The sequence below is a fragment of the Pseudohaliea sp. genome (genome assembly GCF_040217025.1).
Classification (GTDB): Bacteria; Pseudomonadota; Gammaproteobacteria; order Pseudomonadales; family Halieaceae; genus Pseudohaliea.
Genome location: NZ_JAVJOA010000011.1, coordinates 144,251 through 165,864, shown reverse-complemented (window position 1 = coordinate 165,864; position 21,614 = coordinate 144,251). Strand labels below are relative to the sequence as shown.

The following is a 21,614-nucleotide window of genomic DNA, read 5'->3' as shown; positions in this document are numbered from 1 at the left end:
GGTCAGTCCTTCAGCCGTTCGAGGATCGAGGAGAAATCCCGCGGTCCGTTGCCGCCGGCCTGGTGGGCCTCGTAGAGCTGCCGCGCCAGCTGGCCCATCTGGTTGTCGACCCCGGCCTGGCCGGCGATGTCCATGGCCAGGCCCAGGTCCTTGACCATCAGGTCGACCATGAAGCCCGGCTTGTAGTCGTTGCTGGCGGGCACGCCGTCCATCACGCCCGGGTAGGGGTTGTACACCTCGAGGGACCAGTTGCGGCCGGAGCTGGCGAGCATGATCTCGGACAGCACTTTCGGGTCGAGCCCGTTGCGCGCGCCCATTTCCAGGGCCTCGCAGGTGCCGATCATGTGAATGGCCAGGAGCATGTTGTTGCAGCCCTTGGCCACCTGCCCGGCACCGGCGGGGCCGGCGTGGAAGATGTTCCTGCCCATGGCCGAGAGCACCACGCGCGCCTTCTCGAAGGTCATGGCATCACCGCCGCACATGAAGGCCAGGGTGCCCGCCTTCGCCGCTGCGACCCCGCCGGAGACCGGCGAGTCCATGAAACCGATACCCGCCGCCGCGGCGGCCTCGCCGACTTCCCGCGCCGTGGGCGCATCGATGGTGCTGCAGTCCAGTACCGTCACGCTGCCGTCGAGGCGTGCGAGCAGGCCGTCCTCTCCCAGGTACAGGGTCTTCACGTGCCTGCCCGCCGGCAGCATGGAGACGACGTACTCTGCACCCTCGATCGCCGCCGGCGCCGAGTCGGCGACGGCAGCGCCCTGCTCCGCCAGCGCCACGCAGGCTTCCGGGACCAGGTCGAAGACGGTGACGGTGTGGCCGGCGCTCAAGAGGTTTCCCGCCATGGGGCCTCCCATGTTGCCGAGGCCAATGAATGCGACGTGTGCCATGAGTGCTCTCCGGTTGTTGGCCTTGGTCTGTCAGCGCAGGTCGGCGAGGGGGTTCTGCGGCCAGGGCGGCAGGAAGAAGCCGTCGAGGACATCCCCGGGCACCGCCCGCGAGTTCTCGTACTGCCACGCCGGCTGCCGGTCCTTGTCGATGAGCAGCGCGCGCACGCCCTCGGCGAACTCCGGGTGGCGGACGATGCGCGTGGCCAGCACCACCTCGGCCTCGAACACCTCGCGCAGGGAACTGTGCCGCGTCCGCTCCAGCTGCCGGTCGATCCAGCGCGCCGCGAGCGGCGAGCCGTGAGCCAGGGCGTCGCGGGCCTTTGCCAGCCACTTGTCGTCCGTGTCCAGGGCGAGGATGTTGTCGATCACCTGGTGAATGTCATCACCGTCCGTGAGCCGGCGGATCGTGGGCAGGTGCGGCTGCACCTGCGCCGGCGGCAGGGCCTCGGCGCCCTCCTCGAACTCGCGCAGCAGGTGGCGGACGAGGCCGTGGTTGGCGGCCGGGTCGTCGCTCCAGGGCTGGGCCAGCAGGCGCTCGACCACCGCATCGCACTTGTCGCTGTTGATGAAGCGGTCGGCGAGACCGAGGAACAGCGCGTCGGTGGCATTGATGTTGGCCGCGGTGAGCGCCAGGAAACGGCCGGCGCCGCCCGGCATGTGGTTCAGGAACCAGCTGCCGCCGACGTCCGGGAACAGGGCGATGGTGACTTCCGGCATGGCGATGCGGGTCGACGCCGTGACCACTCGGTGCCGGCAGCCGGCCATGATGCCGAGGCCACCGCCCATGACGATGCCGTGTCCCCAGCAGATGATCGGCTTCGGATAGGTGTGCAGCGTGTAGTTCATGCGGTACTCGCGAGCGAAAAACGCTTCCGCGTAGTCGCAGGGCCCGCCGGGGTTCTTCACCGCGGAGGCGTGCAGCGCCTGCACGTCACCGCCGGCGCAGAAGGCTTTCTCCCCGGCCCCGGCGATGAACACCGCACGGATCGAGGGATCGTCGCGCCAGCGGTCCAGGGCGGCCTGCAGCAGGTCGACCATCTCGAGGGTCAGGGAGTTCAGGGTCTTCGGTACGTTCAGCGTGAGCATGCCCACGGCGCCGTTGGCCGCGGGCTGCTCCGAGACGATAACCGGTGCGTCGTCGCTCATGACAGCTCTCCTAGCGGTTCTTCCACACGGGTTCGCGCTTCTCGAGGAAGGCGTTGACCCCCTCGCGCTGATCTTCGGTGGAGAAGAGCTCGACGAAGCGCTCGCGCTCGCCGACGAGGCCGTCCGCCAGCGCCTTGTCGCGCGCGGCGTGGATCAGCTGCTTGCAGTGCGCGACGGAGGTCGGACTCTGTTGCGCGGCCTGCTCGGCGAGGGCGAGGGCGCGGTCCAGCGCCTCTCCGGCCGGGACCACTTCCTCGGCGAGGCCGATACGCCCGGCGGTCGCGGCGTCGATGCGCTCGTTGCACAGGATCATGCGCTTGGCCCAGCCTTCGCCCACCAGCCAGGCCAGGCGCTGCGTGCCGCCGGCGCAGGGCAGCAGGCCCACGCGCGCTTCCGGGAGGGCCAGCTTCGCGTTCTCGGCAACCACCCGAAGGTCACAGGCGAGGGCGACTTCGAGCCCGCCGCCCATGGCAAAGCCGTTGACGGCGGCGATGGACACGCCGCGGAAATCGGCCAGCGCCTCGAAGGCCTCGCCGAACAGGCGCCCCATCTCCTCGGCCACGGCCGTGTCACCGTCGGCGAAGAGCTTGAGGTCGGCGCCGGCGGAAAAGAACTTGTCGCCGGCGCCGGTGAGCACCAGGGCGAACACCGAGTCGACGGCGTTCAGCTCGGCCACCAGGTCGCGCAGCGCCGGCAGGCTCTCCGTATCCCAGGTGTTCGCGGCGGGGTTGTCGACGGTGACCAGCGCGGTGTGGCCGCGCAGCTCCACCTTGATCTTGTCGGACGTGCTGTGGATCATCGGATCACCTCCAGGGCACCTTCCATGAGTAAGCGGCGCGCGACGATCACGCGCATGATTTCGTTCGTGCCCTCGAGAATCTGGTGCACGCGGACGTCGCGCACGTAGCGCTCGAGGGGATATTCGCGGATATAGCCGTAACCGCCGAACAGCTGCAGCGCGTCGTTGCAGACCGAAAAGCCCGCATCGGTGGCGAAGCGCTTGGCCATGGCGCAGTAGGTCGTCGCCTGCGGGTCGCCGGCGTCGAGCTTGCTGGCGGCGAGGCGGATCATCTGCCGCGCGGCGACCAGCTCCGTGAGCATGTCGGCGAGCTTGAACTGCGTGGCCTGGAACTCGGCGATCGCGTTGCCGAACTGCTGCCGCTCCTGCACGTAGGCCGCGGCCTCGTTCAGCGCCTGCTGGGCGGTGCCGACGCTGCAGGTGGCGATATTGATGCGGCCGCCGTCGAGGCCCTCCATGGCGATGGAGAAGCCCTGCCCCTCCTCGCCCAGGCGGTGCTCGACCGGTACGCGCACGTTGTCGAAGCTGACCATGCGCGTGGGCTGCGCGTTCCAGCCCATCTTCTCTTCCTTCTTGCCGTAGCTGATGCCGGGCGCATCCGCCGGCACCAGCAGGGCCGTGATGCCCTTCGGCCCGGCGTCGCCGGTGCGCAGCATGACCACGAGCACGTCCGTGTCGCCGGCGCCGGAGATGAACACCTTGGCGCCGTTGATGACGTAGTCGTCGCCGTCGCGCTCGGCGCGGGTGCGCAGCGAGGCAGCATCGGAGCCGGCGCCGGGCTCGGTCAGGCAGTAGGAGGCGAGCTTCGTGCCGGCCACCAGCTCCGGGCACCAGGCCTCGATGACCGCTTCCCGGCAGTACTTGCCGATCATGCTGGTGGCCATGTTGTGGATGGTCAGGAAGGCCGTGGTGGTGGTGCAGCCGCGGGCCAGCTCCTCGACGATGAGGCTGGCATCGAGCCGCCCCATGCCCAGGCCACCGGCGGCCTCGGGGGTGTACATGCCCATGAAGCCCAGCTCGCCGGCGGCGGCCAGGGCATCCTTGGGGAAGATCGCCTCCGCGTCCCAGCGCGCGGCGTTCGGGGCGAGGACATCCTCGGCGAAGGCGCGCGCGCTGTCCATGAAGGCCTGCTGCTCTGCAGACAGGGTAAAGTCCATGGCCTTGCTCCTTCCGCTAGCGGAGGTTGATGCTCATGTTCGGCTGGCTGCCGGCCGTTTCCGGCTCGGCGTGGCGCCAGCGGGCGGTCACCGTCTTGGTCTCCGTGTAGAAGCGCACGGCCTGCTTGCCGTAGGGGTGCAGGTCGCCGCGGAAGGAGCCGCGCCAGCCGCTGAAGTTGAAGAACGGCAGGGGTACCGGGATCGGAATATTGATACCCACGTTGCCCACGGCCACCTCGTGCTGGAACTTGCGCGCCGCGCCGCCGGAGGCCGTGAAGATCGAGGTGCCGTTACCCACCTCGAGGGAGTTGATCTGCGCGATCGCCGCCTCGAGCGTGTCGGCCTGCATGCAGCACAGGACGGGGCCGAAGATCTCTTCCTTGTAGATGGTCATGTCCGGCGTGACGTCGCTGAAGATCGTCGGGCCCACCCAGTTGCCATCCGGGAAGCCGTCGACGACGCAGTCGGAGCCATCGAGCATACAGGTGGCGCCCTCCTCCTTGCCCTTGGCGATTAGGCTGAGCACGCGATCCCGGGCCGCGGTGGAAATCAGCGGTCCGTAGGCAGCGCCGGCATCGTCCCAGGCGCCCGGGCGGGCCTTGCCCACGCGCTCGGCGAGTTCCGGGATCCACTCGGCGGCCTCGCCGACGAACAGGGCGACGGAGATGGCCATGCAGCGCTGGCCCGCGGCGCCGACGGACGCACCGACGAGCGCGTTGAGGACGCCGTCCTTGTCGGCGTCGGGCATGATCACCATGTGGTTCTTGGCGCCCATCATGCACTGTACGCGCTTGCCCGCTGCGGTCGCGTTGCGGTAGATGATTTCGCCGACCCGGGAGGAACCGACGAAGGACACGGCCTGGATATCCGGGTGCGCGAGGAGCTGGTCGACCTGCGGCACGCTGCCGTGGACGATATTCAGCACACCCTTCGGCGCACCGGCCTCGGTGAACAGTTCGGCGAGGCGCATGGGAGTCAGCGGCACCTGCTCCGAGGGTTTGAGGACAAAGGTGTTGCCGCAGGCAATGGCCAGCGGGAACATCCACAGCGGCAGCATGGCCGGGAAGTTGAACGGGGTAATGCCGAGGCAGACGCCCAGCGGCTGGGTCACGCTGTAGCTGTCGATACCGCCGGCGACGTTCTCGACGGTTTCGCCCATGAGCAGGGAGGGGATGTTGGCGGCGTGCTCCACGACCTCGATACCGCGCCAGACATCGCCCTTGGCGTCCTCGAAGGTCTTGCCGGTGTCGCGGGCGAGCAACTCGCCGAGCTCGTCGTGGTGTTCCTTGAGCAGGGCCTGGTAGCGCAGCATCAGGCGGGCGCGCTCCGGGACCGGCACCTCGCGCCAGCTCTGGAACGCCTCCTTCGCCGCGGCGACGGCGATATCGATCTCGTCGGCGGTGGCCAGCGGCACTTCCGCGAGGACGGACTGGGTGGCCGGGTCGAGCACCGGCAGCTTTTCCTGGCTGCTGCTCTGGGTGAACTCGCCGTTGATGAACAGCGGAACCTGGGCGGGCATGGGATACCTCGTTGTCTGTTATGGCTCAAGGGGATTGGGACGTTACCACCCGCAGCCGCCGGCTGCCATTGACGAAATTGTGAATGACATGGACGATATTGCGGCAATGGGAATCCTGCCAAACAGACCGTGAGCCAGCCTTCTGACTGGCCTCTTCCGCAGGACGGCGTCAGGCTGTTGACGCCGGCTTTCGTACTGGCGTCCCTCGAGCAGGACCCGCTGACCCGCGATTGTTACCCCACGGCCATGGGTTTCTATCCCCGCGCCCGAGACCACCGCATGCGCCGCCAGGCGCCGGACGACAACCTGCTGCTCTACTGCACCGCCGGCGGCGGCTGGCTCGAGACCGGCGGCCGGCAGTCCGTCCGCGCCGGCGACCTCGTCCTGCTGCCCGCCGGCGCGTCCCACGGCTACGGCGCCGACCGGCGCGACCCCTGGACCCTGTACTGGGTGCACTTTCGCGGCGCCGGGAGCGGGAGCTTCATCGAGCGCCTCGGCTTCCAGCGCGGCCGCGTGGTGCAGCACGCCGGCGCCAGCCCGGCCCTCGAGGCGAGCTTCGACAGCCTGCTGGCGGTGCGCAGCACCGGCTACGACCTGCTGGCCTACGTCGACGCCGCCAACCACCTGCGCCACCTGATGACCCGCTTCGCCCTCGCCGTGCGCCAGCGGCGCACCGGTCGCCCGGGCGAGCTGGATCTCGCCGCCATCCAGGGCTTCATGCGCAGCCGTCTCGAGGGCCAGCTCACCCTCGACGAACTCGCCGGCGTGGCCAACCTCTCCCGCTACCATTTCGTCAGCCGCTACCGCGCCCTGACCGGCGTGCCGCCGATCCGCCACTACCTGCAGATGAAAATGGAGGCGGCCTGCCGCCTGCTCGACGAGCCGGAGCGCAGCGTGAAGGCGGTGAGTGCCGCCCTCGGCTACACGGATGCGCTCTACTTCTCCCGCGCCTTCAAGAGCGTGGTCGGCCTGTCGCCGCGGGCCTACCGGGCGTCGGTGCGGCGCTAGAAGTGTCCTGCATGCGCTATGCTGCGCGGGTGACCAGAGCACGCTACCCACACCCTTCACGACGACGGCGGCACCGCCTTGCCTGCGGCGCGGTCGCGGCCCTGGCGCTGGCTGTCGGCGCGGGGAGCGCCGCCCCGGCGCCGCCGGCCGACGCGCGCACCGTCAGCGTGCCCCTGCGCCTCGAAACACCGCTCCTGCAGCGGCTGCTGGAAACGCAGCTGTTCACCGGCCCGTCCGCTACGCACGAGCTGCTCGACCCCGGAGAGAGCTGCAGCCGGCTCACCGTGAGCGAGCCTTTACTCACCCCCAAGGCTTCAGAGATCGGGCTCAACGCCGCTCTGGAGGCGCGGCTGGGCGTGGGTGCGGGCGGCGCCTGCACGACCCTGCTGCGCTGGCAGGGCCGGCTCGAGCTCACGGGCACCCCGGTGATCCGCGAGGCGGGCACGGCAATCGGTTTCGAACCGGCGCACACCCGGCTCCTGGACAGCAACGGCGAGCCGCTGCCCGCAGACCACCGCCTGCAGCAGCTGGCAGAGGCCGGCGCCGGGGCCTTCTTCGCCGACTATCGCGTCGACCTCCGGCCGCAGCTCTATGCCATGAGCGCGCTGCTGCCGGACGTCCTGCCGCGCCAGTCCCGGGCGCAGATCGACGCCCTGCTAGACAGCCTGCGATTGACGGCACTCGCGGTCGATGGCGACGGCGTGGTCGCCGACGTGCGCTTTACCGTGGAACCCGCCGGGACACCGGCGCCGCCGGCGACGGCTCTGTCCGACGAGGAAATGGAACGCTGGCAGGCGCGCTGGCAGCAGATGGATGCACTGCTGGTGCTCGCGGTAAAGCACTACGCGGCGGCGACGCATCTGCAGGCGCTGCGCGAGGCCCTGCTCGAGGTCCTCATCGAGAGCCGGTACCGGCTGGAGGACATGCTCGAGGCGACCGCCGCGGGTGCCGCCGACCCGGTGCGCGCCTGGTTCCTCGACAGCTGGCGGGCGCTGGCACCGGTCCTCAGGCGCATCGCCCTGGAGCAGCCGGGCGAAGAGCCGCTGCTGCTGTTCAGCGCGCTCGCCGCCACCGATGCGCTGAGCGCGCTCGACCAGCTCGGCCCGGGCATCGGCCTCGACATCTCGTCGGACGGCCTGCGCCGCCTGGCCCGCCTCCTCGGCGGCGAGGAGGGCGACGAACTCCTGCGCTACACCGGCGAGCTGGACCCGGCCCTGGAGCGCCTGTTCCGCGAGAGTCTCTCCGGGGAACGCGGGCGGGCCCCGCCCGCCACCGGCTGGCGGCTGGACCTGTCGCCCTTCCCGCGCGCTACCGCGGCGCCGGCAGATCGGCTCAACCGCTGGGCCCCGCAGCGGGACGACCTCGCCGAGTACCTGCCGCAGGTCGCGGCGCTGCTGGAAACGGCGATCCGCGACGCGCTGGACGGCCGCGATCTCCCGCCCGCCCACCGTGAACTCTTCCGCCACCTCGTGCTGGCGACGGCCTGGCAGGAGAGCTGCTGGCGCCACTACGTGGTCAGCGATGACCGCAAGCTCGTACCGCTGCGCTCGGGCACCGGCGATGTCGGCCTGATGCAGGTGAACGAGCGGGTCTGGCGCGGCTTCTACGATCAGCAGCGCCTGCGCTGGGACATCGGCTACAACGGGACTGCGGGCACGGAGGTGCTGCTCGACTACCTGCTGCGCTACGCGATCCGCAAGGGGGAGGACCGGCACCCGGGCGGCATCGACAACCTCGCCCGGGCGAGCTACTCGGCCTACAACGGCGGCCCCAGCCGGCTCGGCCGCTACCGCGACGCCGGCGCATCCGCCTACGGCAGGAAGGTCGACCAGGCCTTCTGGGACAAGTACCGGCAGGTGGCGGCGGGCAACGAGCTCGCGGTCTCGCGCTGCCTCGGCGGCGACCTGAGCGGCCGCGCGGACGGCGCCGCCGCGGCGGCCGCCGGCGGCGCACCCGCTGCCTTCACGCTGCAGCTCGGCGCGTTCAGCACCCGTAGCGCCGCGCAGCGTTTCATCAGCGAACACCGGCTGGCAGAGCAGGCCCGGCTGCAGCGACGGGCCAGCGGCGGCGAGGAGCGCTACCTGGTGGTCTACGGCCGCTATGCGACGCGGGCGGCCGGCGAAGCCGCCCGCGCCGGGCTCGGGCTGGATGCCTGGCTGCGCCCCCTGGAGGCGGACCCGGGAGACGGCGGCGGCTGACCCCGGCGGTGCGATATACCGGCAAAGTCTCGGCTTTTCGCGGCAGATAGCGAGTTTATCTGCCACTTATCCTGCCGAAGCCGACCCCCAACTCTGCTACACTGGGTGCCAGCACACCGCCAGCGAGGCTCCCCCGATGCGCGCCCTGATGACCCTGCTGCTCTCCGCCCTGCCGCTCACCGCGCTGCTGCTCGCCGGCTGCAGCGCCGGCGTGCAGACCGAACCGGCCGATACCGAGCGCTTCGCTGCGGGCGGCTACCAGACCTACGCCTGGCGCCGGCCCGCCCTCCCGGTGGAGGGCTCCGGCGCGGACAGCATCTACCAGCTCGACCCGGTGCTGCGCGCGGCCGTGGAGGAAACCCTGGCCGGCAAGGGCTACCGGCGCGTCGAGGACAACCCGGATTTCCTGGTCGACTACGTGGCGGCAACGGGGTTTCTCGACGGCGCGGTGAGCCGGAGCGCCGACAACGTGAACTACCGGGCCGCCGCGGTGCCCAACCGCAACGTCGACCAGGCCTCCATCGACAACGCCTACGCGCTGGGCACGGTGCGCGAGACGGCCAACATCGCCGTGATTCTCTTCGACGCGGCGAAAGGGGACGCGGTGTGGAACGTGCGCATCAGCAAGATCATCGAGGATCGCAACCGGGTCAATACGGAGCTGGCCCGCCGGGCCATCCGCCAGGGGCTGCGCACCCTGCCGGACGCACCCCGGTAACACGGGGCAAGGGCCGCTAGCCGTAGACTTCCGGGTTGGCGCAGTGCGGCATGCGCTCGCCGCGGAGGGCGGCAAGGGCGTTGGCCGCGGCGAGGTCCGCCATGCGCTGCCGGGTGAGTGCGGTGGCGCTACCGATATGCGGCGTCAGCACCGTGTTCGGCGCGCTGAGCAACGGGCTGTCGGCGGGCAGGGGTTCCCGCTCGTAGACATCGAGGCCGGCGCCGCCCAGCCGGCCGCTCGCGAGCGCCTCTGCGAGGGCCACCTCATCGACGATGCCGCCCCGCGCCGTATTGATGAGTATGGCGCCGCGCCGCAATTGCGCCAGGCGCTCCGCATCGAGGAGGCCGCGGGTCTCCGCCGTCAGCGCCACGTGCACGCTGACGAAGTTGCTCGCTGAGAGGACCGCCTCCAGCGACAGCGGCTCCACCCCGGGAACGTCCCGCGGGCTGCGGTTCCAGCCCACGACCCGCATGCCGAAGGCCGCAGCGCGGCGGGCAACGGCCTGGCCGATGGCACCGAGGCCGACCAGGCCCAGGGTCGCGCCGGCGAGGTCCCGGCCCAGGAAGAAGTCCGGGGACCAGGCGTTCTCCGGCCGCCAGTGGCCCCCGCGCACGTAGGCGTCGGCCTCGGCGACGCGCCGCGCCGTGGCCAGGAGCAGCGCAAAGGCCGTGTCGGCGGTGGCATCCACCAGCACACCGGGCGTGTGCCCGACAGGGATGCCCCGCGCCGTGGCCGCCGCCAGGTCCACGTGATCGAGGCCGACGGAGACACTGCTGACGAAGCGCAGGCGCGGAGCCGCGTCGATCAGCGTCGCGTCGATGCGATCCGTGAGCAGGCAGACGAGCCCCTCCGCGGCCGCGACTTCGGAGCGCAGCGTCGCGCGAGGCAGCAGGCCCGGGCCCGGCCAGCACGCCATGTCGCAGTGCTGGCCAAGTTCGGCGATGCGCTCGCCCGGCAGCTTGTGCGTAACATAAATGTGAGACAAGGGGGCGTGAGACAAGGCTTTCTCCCGTCGCAGACCGGCCGGAACCCGTGTCGCACCCGGCGGTCCAAGCAAGGTTGACGACACGCAACAGTGATGAAGAGCAAAACGATCAGAACGGTGAACATACCATGAGCCAGGAACTCAAGGTGCTGAACGGCGACTTCCGTCAGCGCCTGACCATCGACACCCAGGCCCTGCCCTGGACCGCGAGCCCCGGGGGCCACGTGCAGCGCAAGCGCCTGCATCTCGTCGGCCGCGCCGAGGCCGGCCAGGTCACGTCGCTCGTGCGCTACGAGCCCGGCGCCCGCTTTCCGCGCCACGACCACCCGGAGGGCGAGGAGATTCTCGTCCTCGAGGGCGTTTTTTCCGACGACCGCGGCCACTGGCACGCGGGCACCTACCTGCTCAACCCGGAGGGCTATTCCCACGCGCCCTACTCCGAGGAGGGCTGCACGCTGTTCGTGAAGCTGCGCCAGTACCCCGGGAACGACCGGGAGAAGGTCGCGCTGCAGACGGCCGACCAGGCCTGGCGGGGCAGTGTGCGCAAGGGGGTGGCCTGGAAGAAGCTCTACGCGCAGGAGCCCTACGCCGACTCGGCGCGCCTCGAGCGCTGGGAGGACCCGGCGTCCCTCGGCACCCTGACTTTCCCCGCCGGGGCCGAGCTGCTGGTGCTCGCGGGGGCTTTCACGGACGAGCACGGCACCTATCCCCGCTGGAGCTGGCTGCGCATTCCCCCCGGCGGCGTGCTCATGCCCACCGGCGGTGAATACTGCGAGCTCTACATCAAGGAGGGGGGCTTCGCCTACCTGCGCGAGGCCGCATGACCTGAGGCAGGCCGTCAGCTCATGGCCGCGACCATGGACTCAAGCTCCTCCGCCCCCTCTTCGAGAAGCTCGGCCAGCTGCTCGCCCGACAGGCGCATGCGCGCCAGGGCGTCGAGTTCCCCGAGCTGCTCGGCGGCCTTGTTGCCCGCCCGGGCGACGAGGTTGGCGACGAAGAGCAGATCGCTGAGATCCGCCGGGGCCAGCCGGTCCCGCTCGCGGATTTCCTGCTCGTCGACGGCAAGGGCGATGGCCTCGGGAAAGCCCCAGGACTCGACGATCGCGCGCGCCACGCCCGTGTGCCACTGCGCGACCAGCCGCTCCAGGGCCTCCCGGTCGACGAAGAGTTCGGGGTGGTCCGCCGCCTTCATGACGATATAGAGCTTGCCGACATTGCTGAGCAGGCCCGCGAGCATTGCCTCGTCCGCCTTCTTGATGGCGCGCACGCGTCTCGCCAGCAGGTAGGCCAGGGACCCGACCATGACGCTGCGGCGACGCAGCTGGTTGAGGTCGTCGATACACGGGCTGCCCGCGGGCGCCTTGAAGGCCTCCCGGCCGGCGAAGGACACGGCCGCGTTCTGCACCATGGCCATACCGACCCGGGAAATGGCCGTCGGGATATCCGTGACCTCGATCGGTCCCCGGCGCATCATCGCCGAGTTCGCCATGCGCATCAGGCGGGCCGCCAGCGCCGGCTCGGTGGCAACGATCGCCGCGAGGGCGTGGATATCCGAGTTCGGGTCGCGAATGCACTCCTGCACCCGCAGCGGCGTGTCCGGGAAGGGCGGCAGGTCGAACTCCCCGTGCGCGAGGTCCCGGCCCAGCTGGCGCACGAACTGCAGGGCCGCGGCATCGACCGCGGCCCGCTTCGCGGCGGCCTCATCGGGCGGCTCTTCCTTGAACGGGTTGACGCTGGTGGAGGTCACGTCTTTCATGCTGGCTTGTCCTGATCGGCAGAGACTGCTGTCGGCGCCCGGTATGACAGCGCCCGAGGATTATAAGCCAGACTTCTGCGCCAGCACCCCCCGCTGTTTCAGATGGTGATGCCGCCGTCCACCAGGATGGTCTCGCCATTGATGTAGCTGCCCGCCTCGGAGACGAGGAGCAGTACCGTACCGGCCATCTCCTGCGGCTCGGCATGGCGGCCGAGGGGAATCTGCTCCATGGCGCGCTGGTAGATTTCCTCGTGCTCGAACAGGGCGCCGGCGAACTTCGTCTTGGTGAGCCCGGGCAGGAGGGCATTACAGCGGATCCCGAGGGGACCGCACTCCTTGGCGAAGACCCGGGTCATGTTCACCACCGCGGCCTTGGTGATGGAGTAGATGCCCTGCAGGGGCCCCGGCTGGATGGCATTGATGGAGGCGGTGTTGACGATGGCGCCGCCACCGTTTTCCTTCATCAGCTTCCCGGCCTCGACGGACATGAAGAAGTAGCCGCGGATGTTCACGTCGACGGTCTTCTGGAACGCGCCGAGGTCCGTATCGAGCACGTGGCCGAAGTAGGGGTTGGTCGCGGCGTTGTTGACCAGGATGTCGAGGCGGCCGTGCGCCTCGCGGACCCGGGCCATGTTGGCGTGGATGTCGTCCATGCTGCCGACGTGGCAGGCCATGGCCTCGGCGCTGCCGCCGGCCTCGCGGATGCTGGCGGCCACCGCCTCGCAATCGGGCTCCTTGCGGCTGGAGACGATAACGTGGGCGCCCTGCTCCGCGAGCAGGCGGGCGATGGCCTCGCCGATACCGCGGCTGGCGCCGCTGACGAAGGCGATCTTGCCGTCCAGGTCGAACAGGTGGGTAGCCATGGGTGCGTTCTCCTCTTGGCGAATCAGGCGGGGTGGGGATGGTCGTCCTCGCGCGGCTGCACGAGGGTCCAGCAGAAATAGACGGCCACCACGGCCGCGAAGCAGAGCCAGGCGGTGCGGTAACCGAAGTGCGTGAGCAGGACGCCGGCCAGCAGCGGCCCGAGCACACGGCCCCAGGCCGAGGCCGAGGCCGCCGCGCCCATCATGCGGCCGCGCAGCGCCGCCGGCGTGCGCCGGCTGGTGAGCGACTGCAGCACGGGCATGCACAGCGTCGCGCCGGTGAGGCCCACGAACACCGAGGCGAGCATAGCGGTCATGCCGCCGGCCGCCACGGCGATGGCGAGGCCGAGCAGGAACAGGCCGGCGCAGCTGCGCAGCAGGGGGATCTCCCCGGCAAGACGCACGAGCGGACCCATGAGCAGCCCCTGGCTGGTAGCCATGATCGCGCCCTGGATACCGAAGACGATGCCCACCTCGTGCGGGCCCCAGGCCAGCAGGTCGCCGACCCAGAGCGGGAACAGGTAGGTGAAGGCACTGACGCTCGCCGTGTGCAGCACGAACTGCGTCAGCAGCAGGCGGCTGCGCGTGCGCCGCAGCAGGGCCCAGGTGCTCTCCGCAGGCGCGGCGTCCCGCTCGGCGCGCTGCTCGGCGCGGTGCGCCGGCGGCAGGCTCTCGCGCAGGAAGAACGCCGCGGCGGCCACGGCGAGCAGGGACATGCCGCCGGCGAACAGGCAGGGCACCAGGAAACTGCCATCGGCCGAGAGCAGGCCGCCGATCACCGGCCCCAGCACCAGCCCCAGGCCGAAGGCCGCGCCGATCAGCCCCATGCCCCGGGCCCGCTCGCCGCTGCCGGTGAGGTCCGCCATCATCGCCGAGGCAACGCCCAGGTTCCCGGCCATGAGCCCGGCGCCGGCACGCGCCGCATAGATCATCCACAGTTCGCTGGCCATGGCGAGGAGGCCGTAGCAGGCCGCGGCGCCGGTCATGCAGATCATGATCACCGGCTTGCGGCCGATGCGGTCCGACAGCCGCCCCCAGAAGGGACCGCAGAGCCCCGCGCAGACCGCGTAGCTGGCGATGATCATGGCGATATCGAGCTTGTCGGCGCCGAGCGTGGGCGACAGGAACGGCAGGATCGGGATGACGATCCCGAAGCCGATCATGTCGAGAAGGACGACCCCGAAGAGCAGCGGCACTCAGCGCGCTCCCGGCTCAGTCACCGGTCCAGCGCCGGACCTCGTCGCTGTGCAGGCCGAAGAGGTCGAGGGCACGGCCGGCGCTCTGCGTCACGATTTCGTCCACGCTGGCCGGGCGGGTGTAGAAGGCGGGGACCGGCGGGGCGACCACCGCCCCCATCTCGGCGAGGCGGGTCATGGTCTTGAGGTGGCCGAGGTGCAGGGGTGTCTCGCGTACCATGAGCACCAGCCGGCGCCGCTCCTTTAGCACCACGTCGGCGGCGCGCGTCAGCAGCGTCGAGGTGACACCGCTGGCGACCTCCGACATGGTGCGGATCGAGCAGGGGGCGATGAGCATACCCGCCGTGAGGAAGGAGCCGCTGGCGATGGCGGCGCCCACGTGTTTCACCGGGTAGGTGACATCGGCGAGGGCCTGTACTTCCTTCGCGCTCAGGTCCATCTCCGCCTGCAGCGTGAGCTCTGCCGACTTGCTCATGACCAGGTGCGTTTCCACACCGGCGGCGCGCAGGAGCTCCAGCGCGCGCACGCCCAGGGCAATGCCGGAGGCGCCGCTGATGCCGACGATGAGGCGCTGCGGGCCTTCAGCCACCGATCTGCTCCAGCATGGCGCGCATGCGCTCGTGGAGCAGGTTCACCGCCTTGAGCGGGCGCACCATGACCTTGAACTCGCTGATCAGGCCCACTGCATTGACGGTGATGATATCGACGCCGTTGATGTCGATGTCGTCGAGGCGGCAGCTGAATTCGAGCACGGCGTGCGGCGCATCGACGACCTCCTTCAGGTAGCGGAAGCTGTCGTTGAAGACGTGCATGGCGCCGGTGAGGTAGAGCGCCGTGCGTTCCCGGCCCGCCTGCGGTGTATGCACCACCGGTGAATAAAACACGCAGTCCTCGGCGAGGATCTCCCCGAGCCGGGACGGGTCCCGCGCCTCGAGGATGTCATGCCATGTAGAGAGTACCTGCATCGCCGTGCGCTCGCGGGAAAGAGCGCGCAAGCATGGCACAGGGCCCGCGCCAGCTCAAATGAGGCGGGCGAGAAAGGCGTCGATGGCGCGAAGCGCCTCCGGCTCCGTGAGCATCGGCGCATGGCCCACCCGCGGCACCTCGACGGCCTCGAGGTCCGGGTCGCGCTCGCGCATGCGCGTCACGCAGTCCGCTGCGAGGATATCCGAGAGCTCGCCGCGGATCACCAGCATGGGCACGGCCGCCGCCGCCTCGAACACGGGCCAGAGATCCGGCGGCACCGCGCCCGTCTCCTCCGGATCCGCCATGCCCTCGGCAATGGCCGGGTCATAGGCGAGGACGGGCACGCCGTCCCGCTCCACGTAGAGGTTGCGGGTAAAGGCGAGCCACTCTTGATCGCTGTAGTCCGGGAAGGCCACCTCGTTGATCTCCCGGGTCTTTGCCACCGCCTCGTCCCAGCTCGTCACCGGCGGGTTCCTGCCCACGTAGCGCTGGATGCGCGCGAGGCCCACCGGGTCGATCTCCGGACCGATGTCGTTGATCACCATGCCCGCGAAGCGCTGCGGCGCCTGCGCCGCCATGAGGAAACTCATGAGCCCGCCCATGGAAGTGCCGATGAGCGCGACGCGCTCCAGGCCGAGCTCGTCCAGCAGCAGGAACATGTCCTGCACGTAGGTGAGCGGCGTGTAGTTGGCGGGGGTCGGGTCCCAGGCCGAGCGGCCGCGGCCGCGCTGTTCGGCGACGACCACCCGCCGCGAGGGCGCCAGGTGATCCGCGAGACCGGCGAAGTCCGCCGAGTTGCGGGAAAGGCCGTGCATGCACAGCACGGGCAGGTTGTCACCGCCGGGGCCAGGGTAATCCCGTGCGTAGAGGCGCAGGCCGTCGGCACTTTCATACCAGTGATCGCGGTACTCCTCAGGCATAGCGTCGGTCTCCGTAGCGCTCGCGCAGCTCGCGCTTGAGCATCTTGCCATTCGGGTTGCGCGGCAGCTCGTCCACCAGCAGGAGGTCGGCGAGGCGCTGCTGTTTGCCGAGCTGGCCGTTCGCCCAGGCCAGGAGCTCGCCCGCGTCGATAGCCGGGTCCGCCGGCACCACGAGTGCCAGCGGCGTCTCGCCCCAGCGCTCGCTGGGCGCGGCGATGACCCCGGCGTCCTCGATGGCCGGGTGGGTCACCAGCACCGCCTCGATGTCCTGCGGATAGATGTTCTGCCCGCCGGACAGGATCATATCCTTCTTGCGATCGACGATGTAAAGGAAGCCCTCGCCGTCGATGTAACCGACATCGCCGGAGCGCAGCCAGGCATCGCCGCGCTCGTCCACGTAGCGCGCGTCGGCATTCGCCTCCGGGCGGTTCCAGTAGCCGGGCATGGTGATGCGACCGCGGGAGACGATCTCGCCGGCCTCGCCGGTGGCGCAGGGGCGGTCGTCGTCGCCGATGATGGCGATGTCCGTGCCGACGAGCGGGCGGCCGACGGAATCCCAGCGCCCCTCCGCATCCTCGGGCTCGAGGGTGGTGATGATGCCCTCGGTAAGGCCGTAGAGTTCGATGATCCCGCAGGGGAAGGCCGCGAAGATGTCGCGCTTCAGCCCCTCGCGCAGCGGCGAACCACAGCTCATCATGGCGTGCATACCCGAGAGATCCCGCGGGCGCTCGCGCTGCTCGGCGATCACGCGCTGGAACTGGATCGGCACCATGGCCGTGTGGGTGATCCGCTCCCGCTCGACGGCGTCGAGGAAGGCGGCGGCATCGAAGCGCTCGTGCACGACCAGCGTGCCGCCGGCCAGCAGGGTGGTGAGCATGGCCACCCAGGAGATGTTCGAGTAGAGGCCGATGGTCAGCAGCGTGCGCGCGGCGCCGTGGTAGCGCAGGGCGATGGCGAGGTCATAGGCCCAGTCCCGGCGCCCCCGGTGCGAGTGCAGGATGCCCTTGGGCAGCCCGGTCGTGCCGGAGCTGTAGATGATATTGAGCGGTGCCTCGGGATCCAGCGCCAGGGCCTGGGCGGGCAGCGTCGCCGGCTGGCCGGCGCAGAGGTCGTCGAGACTCTCCCAGCCGTCAACGGGCGGACCGCTGGTGAGCCACAGGGTCACGCCCGGCGGCAGCCGGTCGCGCAGCGCCGCCAGTCGCGGCTGCTGGTCCCCGGAGACCACCAGGGCGCGGATGCCCGCGTCCGTGAGCATAGCGACGACCGCGTCGTCGTTCACCGACAGGTTCAGGGGGACGGAAACGGCACCGGCGGCGAGGGTCCCGAACAGCGCCTGCACCATGGGCAGGCCGTTGCCCATGACCACGCCCACCCGGTCGCCGGGCGCGATGCCCAGGCCCAGGAGGCCGTGGGCGAAGCGGTGGTTGGCGGCACAGAAGGCGGCCCAGTCCAGCGTCTCTTCCGCGCAGCAGACCGCCGGGTTCGGCGCCCGCCACTTGCCGTGCAGGGCGAGAATTTCCGGCAACAGCGGTGCCGGGGACGGAAAACGGTCCACGATGAGTCTCCAGCGTTGCAAGGGCCGCGACCGGGAAGCCCGGCCGCGGAAAGACCAGCCTAGAAGCGGTACTCGACAGTGGCCGTCCAGGTCCGCGGCGGGCCGAAGAACACCGTGGTGTTGTCCTCGATACCCAGGGCCGAGGGGCAGCCGGCGGAGAAGCCGAAGCAGTAGCCGGCGGTGCGGTACTCCTCGTCACCCAGGTTCTTGCCGTGCAGGCCCACCAGCCAGGCGTCGTCCGAGGACAGCCAGGTGATGCTGGCGTTGTAGAGGCTGTAGGCCTCCTGGTCGATGAACTCGTTGGCCACCTCGAACTGCGTGATGTCGCCCTTGTAGGACCAGTTCGCGGAAACGCGCAGGTCGCCGCCGGCAAGAGGCACGTCGTAGTTGAGGGCGATGAAGGCCATCTCCTCCGGCGTGTTCTGGATCTCGCGCTGGTCGGCAACGTTGACGCCGCCGACGATCCACTCCTTGATCTCCGCGTCGAGCAGGCTGAAGGCATATTGAGCGCTGAAGCTCTCGGTGAAGAGGAAGCTGCCCTCGACCTCGATGCCGCTGATTTCCGAATCACCGGCGTTGGTCACCGTGCCGACGAAGCTGTCGTTGACGCCATCGCCGTCGCTGTCCACGCCCACGGAGCCGGGGATCTGCATGTCCGTGTATTCGCTGTAGAACACGGCGACGTTGGTCAGCGCGCGACCCTCCCACCAGGTGGCCTTGAGGCCGACCTCGTAGGAGTCGAGCTCTTCCGCGTCGAAGCCCTCTTCCACGGCCGGCGTGGCAAAGTTGGCACCGCGGGGATCGAAGCTGCCCGCCTTCCAGCCCTTGCTGTAGCCGGCGTAGACGGTGGCGTCCTCGCTCAGCTTGTAGCTGACGTTGAAGCGCGGGGAGGTATCGTCGTAGGTCTGGTCCGCCTCGTAGTCGGAGGTCACGGCGAGCAGCAGGGCGGCGTCGTTGCCGAAGAACGGCGAGCCGGTGCCCAGGTAGTTGGCGCGGAAGATGTCCGCGCGGCGCTCGTCCTCCGTGTAGCGCACGCCGACGGCCACGGACAGGCGGTCGGTGAAGTTGTAGGTCAGGTCACCGAACACCGACCAGGCCTCGGTCTCGACCACGCCGCCGGTGTAGGCGGTGACCGGGCCGATCTGCCCGAGCACGACGTCGAAGTCATTCGCCGCCTCGGCATCGAGGTAGTAATAGCCGAGCACGGCATTGACCTTGTCCGTGTTCCAGAGCAGCTGGAACTCCTGGCTGAACTGCTCGTTGTCGTAGATCACCGGCGCGTCGAAGTCGGGCACCGCGAGGCTGTCGAAGTCGATCACGGATTCCGTGTAGTCCTCGCGGTCGGCGGTGATCGAGCGCAGGGTGATCCTGTCCGTGACGTTCCAGTCCACGGAGACCATCCAGCCCTCGTTCTCGACGCTGTTGTTGCCGTTGATGCCGGCGGTGGTCGGCAGGTCGGCGGCGCCGGCGGTACTGTCGAAGACATCGCCGAGCACCGGCGCGCCGCTCACCGCGCCGGGGAAGGGGCGCCAGCCGGCCACGGGGTTCGAGTCGTCCTCGGTCTTGTCGTAGGCCAGGCGCACCAGCAGGCGGTCGCTGGGCTCGAACTCGGCGGAAAGACGGTAGCCGACGATGTCCTTGTTGTACTGGTCCTCCCCGGTGGTCAGGTTGTCGCCGAAGCCGTCGCGCTGGAAGGAGGCGACGGTACCGCCGATGCGGAAGCTGTCGCTCACGGGCACGGACACGGTGCCGACGAAGTCCATCTGGTCGTAGGCGCCGTAGGAGGCGCGCACCCGGCCCTCGAACTCGTCGGAGAGGCGGCGGGTAACGTACTTGATGGCGCCGCCGACCGCGTTGCGGCCGTAGAGCGTGCCCTGCGGGCCGCGCAGCACCTCGATGCGCTCGACGTCGTAGATGTCGAGCATGGTGCCCTGGGGCCGCGCCAGGTAGACGTCATCCAGGTACAGGGCCACACCCTGCTCGAAGCCGGCCAGCGGGTCCTGCTGGCCGACGCCGCGGATAAAGGCGGTAAGCGTGGTGTTCGTGGCCCGGGAAGGCTCCAGGGTCACGCTGGGGATGGACTGCGCGAGCTCGGAGATATCCGCGGTGCCGCGCAGGGCCAGCTCCTGGCCGGTGAGCGCAGTCACGGCGATGGGCACGTCCTGCAGGCTCTCTTCCCGCCGCCGGGCGGTCACGACGACCTCCTCCAGCGCGAGGGAAGTCTCCTGGGCGACGGCCGAGAGGCCCGGGAAGGCCAGCGCCGAGCTCGCGGCGATGGCGGCAACAAGGGGATGGCGAACGTGGATACGCTTCATGGCGGGCACCTTTTCCTTCGTTTCGTTATGAGTTATCGGGCGTTACCGCGAGGCAACGCTTTTCAACACTTGTTGAATAAGGCTGAGGCTATTCAACAGATGTTGAATTGTCAAGGTGCCTGCGACGAGCGGGTGGCTAGAAGCCCCGCCAGACCGAAAGCCAGCGCCGCGAAAATGGCCCAGGTGGCCGACACGGCCGGGTTCTCCACGCCGAAGCCGAGGTTGAGCAGCAGGTGGCCGCCGAGGCCGATGCCGGCCGCGCCGACGACAACCCAGAGGGGAATGTGCCGGCGCACCAGCACCCCGAAGAGCACGGGCACCAGGGAGGCCGCGGCGAGGCCGTAGACACCCTTCTGGGCGAACAGGCCAATGAGCGGCGGCGGTTCCCAGGCCAGCGCCAGGCCGAGGGCACCCACGGCGACGAGCACCCAGCGCGACAGCGCGAGCCCGCTCCTGTCGGAGCCCGAGAGCGGGCGCACGATGTCCGTGACCACCATGGCGGAGAGGGACACGAGGATGCCGTCGAGCGTACTCATGCCCGCGGCGAGCAGCGTGATGAAGATGAACACGAGCACGTACTCGCCCCAGGCCGAGCTGCCGAACTCGTGCAGCAGGTACTCGCGCACCACCGTGTCCTGGGCATCGATCTCCAGCCCCGCGAGGCGGGCGTAGAAGCCGATCATGAGCATGAGCGTGAACAGCGCCCCGACCACCACGGTGGTGCCGATGAACAGGCCGATGTCGCGCTCGCTGCGCAGGTAGAGCACCTTGGTGAGGATATGCGGCTGCAGCATGAGGGCGAAGGTAATGACGAAGCCGCTCACGAACACCGAGAAGAAGTCGAAGTAGAGGCTGCTGGACGGGTTGTAGGCCGCCGCGTAATCCGCGCCGATACGCGCCAGCGCGCCGCCGATATCACCGCCGAAGTACTTGTAGCCCTGCACGAACAGCATCGCGGTGACACCCAGCATCATCACTCCCTGCAGCGTGTTCGTGTAGGCGTGGGCGTAGGTGCCCCCCATAAGCACGTAGGAAAAGACGAACAGCAGCACCGCCACCAGCGCCGTTTTCTGATCCACCGGGAAGAGCCCGGTCACCAGCAGGCTGCAGCCGACCAGGATCAGTACCACGAAGGTGATCGACAGCAGGTTGATGAAGGCGAAGAACAGGCTGAAGCCACGGTGGTTGTAGCGGTAGAAGATCCACTGCGGGATGGTCAGGGCCGCGTGGCTCTCGCCGAGGCGCAGGAAGCCTCGGGTGAGCACCAGGAAAGCGGTGAGGATACCGAGGGAGCCGGCGACACCGAAGTGCAGGTAGGCCGACAGGCCGTGCTGGTAGACGAAGCCCGGGTTGATGACGAAGGTCGCCGTGGACGCGATGGAGGCTGCCAGGGTGATGCCCACCACCACCGGGTGCATGTCCTTGTTGCCGATGGAGAAGCCCGCGACGCTGGCGGTACGGCGCATGCCGACGACCGAGAGGCCGTACACGAGCAGCGCGTAGGCGGCCACCACGAGGTACTTGAACAGTTCCGGGGTCATGCGCCGCCGATCCTTGTCGTTATGGTCGCGGCAGCGTATTCAACAGCTGTTGAATTTGCAAGCCGGGACGACGCTGGGCGCCCCG

At 69.4% G+C, this 21,614-nt stretch carries 19 protein-coding genes; 4 read left to right on the top strand and 15 right to left on the bottom strand.

The features are described 5' to 3' along the window. Positions 1 to 2: 2 nt before the first annotated feature. From mmsB to RKE50_RS16355, 5 genes are read right to left on the bottom strand one after another with little or no spacing between them, the layout of a single operon-like run. Positions 3 to 887, bottom strand: coding sequence for a 3-hydroxyisobutyrate dehydrogenase (mmsB, locus tag RKE50_RS16375; RefSeq protein ID WP_350038236.1), 885 nt, complete (start codon positions 885 to 887; stop codon positions 3 to 5). A 30-nt stretch (positions 888 to 917) separates the two neighbouring features. Further along, positions 918 to 2,033 carry an enoyl-CoA hydratase/isomerase family protein gene (locus tag RKE50_RS16370; protein WP_350038234.1) on the bottom strand — a complete coding sequence of 372 codons (1,116 nt, stop codon included), beginning with the start codon at positions 2,031 to 2,033 and terminating at the stop codon, positions 918 to 920. A gap of 10 nt (positions 2,034 to 2,043) precedes the next feature. Beyond that, a complete protein-coding gene (locus RKE50_RS16365; protein WP_350038232.1) occupies positions 2,044 to 2,832 on the bottom strand; it encodes an enoyl-CoA hydratase in 789 nt (262 codons plus the stop codon). Beyond that, a complete protein-coding gene (locus tag RKE50_RS16360) occupies positions 2,829 to 3,989 on the bottom strand; it encodes an acyl-CoA dehydrogenase family protein (protein ID WP_350038231.1) in 1,161 nt (386 codons plus the stop codon). The genes RKE50_RS16365 and RKE50_RS16360 overlap by 4 nt, the downstream gene beginning before the upstream one ends. Positions 3,990 to 4,005: 16 nt before the next feature. Further along, on the bottom strand, positions 4,006 to 5,508 hold the full coding sequence (locus RKE50_RS16355) for a CoA-acylating methylmalonate-semialdehyde dehydrogenase (protein WP_350038229.1): 1,503 nt from the start codon (positions 5,506 to 5,508) through the stop codon (positions 4,006 to 4,008). A 177-nt stretch (positions 5,509 to 5,685) separates the two neighbouring features. Here RKE50_RS16355 and RKE50_RS16350 point away from each other — a divergent pair, with 177 nt between their 5' ends. The 3 genes from RKE50_RS16350 to RKE50_RS16340 all read left to right on the top strand — a co-directional run bounded on the left by RKE50_RS16350 (position 5,686) and on the right by RKE50_RS16340 (position 9,432). Then, positions 5,686 to 6,516, top strand: coding sequence for an AraC family transcriptional regulator (locus tag RKE50_RS16350; protein WP_350038227.1), 831 nt, complete (start codon positions 5,686 to 5,688; stop codon positions 6,514 to 6,516). 11 nt (positions 6,517 to 6,527) lie between these two features. Then, positions 6,528 to 8,714 (top strand): SPOR domain-containing protein, encoded by a 2,187-nt coding sequence (locus tag RKE50_RS16345; protein ID WP_350038225.1) that lies wholly within the window; start codon positions 6,528 to 6,530, stop codon positions 8,712 to 8,714. A 136-nt stretch (positions 8,715 to 8,850) separates the two neighbouring features. Then, positions 8,851 to 9,432 carry a DUF4136 domain-containing protein gene (locus RKE50_RS16340; protein ID WP_350038223.1) on the top strand — a complete coding sequence of 194 codons (582 nt, stop codon included), beginning with the start codon at positions 8,851 to 8,853 and terminating at the stop codon, positions 9,430 to 9,432. 16 nt (positions 9,433 to 9,448) lie between these two features. Here RKE50_RS16340 and RKE50_RS16335 read toward each other — a convergent pair whose 3' ends face one another. Then, a complete protein-coding gene (locus tag RKE50_RS16335) occupies positions 9,449 to 10,432 on the bottom strand; it encodes a 2-hydroxyacid dehydrogenase (RefSeq protein ID WP_350038221.1) in 984 nt (327 codons plus the stop codon). Positions 10,433 to 10,545: 113 nt separating this feature from the next. Between RKE50_RS16335 and RKE50_RS16330 the strand changes: the two genes are divergently transcribed. Beyond that, positions 10,546 to 11,241, top strand: a complete 696-nt coding sequence (locus RKE50_RS16330) for a cupin domain-containing protein (RefSeq protein WP_350038219.1) — start codon at positions 10,546 to 10,548, stop codon at positions 11,239 to 11,241. A gap of 14 nt (positions 11,242 to 11,255) precedes the next feature. On the opposite strand, the gene RKE50_RS16325 is transcribed toward RKE50_RS16330, so the two are convergent. From RKE50_RS16325 to RKE50_RS16285, 9 genes are all read right to left on the bottom strand, one after another. After that, positions 11,256 to 12,173 carry an HDOD domain-containing protein gene (locus RKE50_RS16325; RefSeq protein WP_350038218.1) on the bottom strand — a complete coding sequence of 306 codons (918 nt, stop codon included), beginning with the start codon at positions 12,171 to 12,173 and terminating at the stop codon, positions 11,256 to 11,258. Between the two features lie 98 nt (positions 12,174 to 12,271). Further along, positions 12,272 to 13,036 (bottom strand): SDR family oxidoreductase, encoded by a 765-nt coding sequence (locus RKE50_RS16320; protein ID WP_350038216.1) that lies wholly within the window; start codon positions 13,034 to 13,036, stop codon positions 12,272 to 12,274. 23 nt (positions 13,037 to 13,059) lie between these two features. Continuing rightward, positions 13,060 to 14,232: an MFS transporter gene (locus RKE50_RS16315; RefSeq protein WP_350038214.1), complete on the bottom strand. Its 1,173-nt coding sequence runs from the start codon at positions 14,230 to 14,232 to the stop codon at positions 13,060 to 13,062. A 16-nt stretch (positions 14,233 to 14,248) separates the two neighbouring features. Further along, on the bottom strand, positions 14,249 to 14,821 hold the full coding sequence (locus RKE50_RS16310; protein WP_350038213.1) for a UbiX family flavin prenyltransferase: 573 nt from the start codon (positions 14,819 to 14,821) through the stop codon (positions 14,249 to 14,251). Next, positions 14,814 to 15,227 (bottom strand): nuclear transport factor 2 family protein, encoded by a 414-nt coding sequence (locus tag RKE50_RS16305; RefSeq protein WP_350038211.1) that lies wholly within the window; start codon positions 15,225 to 15,227, stop codon positions 14,814 to 14,816. Before RKE50_RS16305 ends, RKE50_RS16310 begins: the two co-directional genes overlap by 8 nt. Before the next feature lie 24 nt (positions 15,228 to 15,251). Beyond that, positions 15,252 to 16,118, bottom strand: a complete 867-nt coding sequence (locus RKE50_RS16300; protein WP_350038209.1) for an alpha/beta fold hydrolase — start codon at positions 16,116 to 16,118, stop codon at positions 15,252 to 15,254. Next, complete coding sequence (locus RKE50_RS16295) at positions 16,111 to 17,673, bottom strand: class I adenylate-forming enzyme family protein (protein ID WP_350038207.1); 1,563 nt, start codon at positions 17,671 to 17,673, stop codon at positions 16,111 to 16,113. Before RKE50_RS16295 ends, RKE50_RS16300 begins: the two co-directional genes overlap by 8 nt. 59 nt (positions 17,674 to 17,732) lie before the next feature. Further along, complete coding sequence (locus RKE50_RS16290; RefSeq protein WP_350038205.1) at positions 17,733 to 19,988, bottom strand: TonB-dependent receptor; 2,256 nt, start codon at positions 19,986 to 19,988, stop codon at positions 17,733 to 17,735. A gap of 110 nt (positions 19,989 to 20,098) precedes the next feature. After that, positions 20,099 to 21,529: a sodium:solute symporter family transporter gene (locus RKE50_RS16285; RefSeq protein WP_350038203.1), complete on the bottom strand. Its 1,431-nt coding sequence runs from the start codon at positions 21,527 to 21,529 to the stop codon at positions 20,099 to 20,101. Between the last annotated feature and the right edge of the window lie 85 nt (positions 21,530 to 21,614).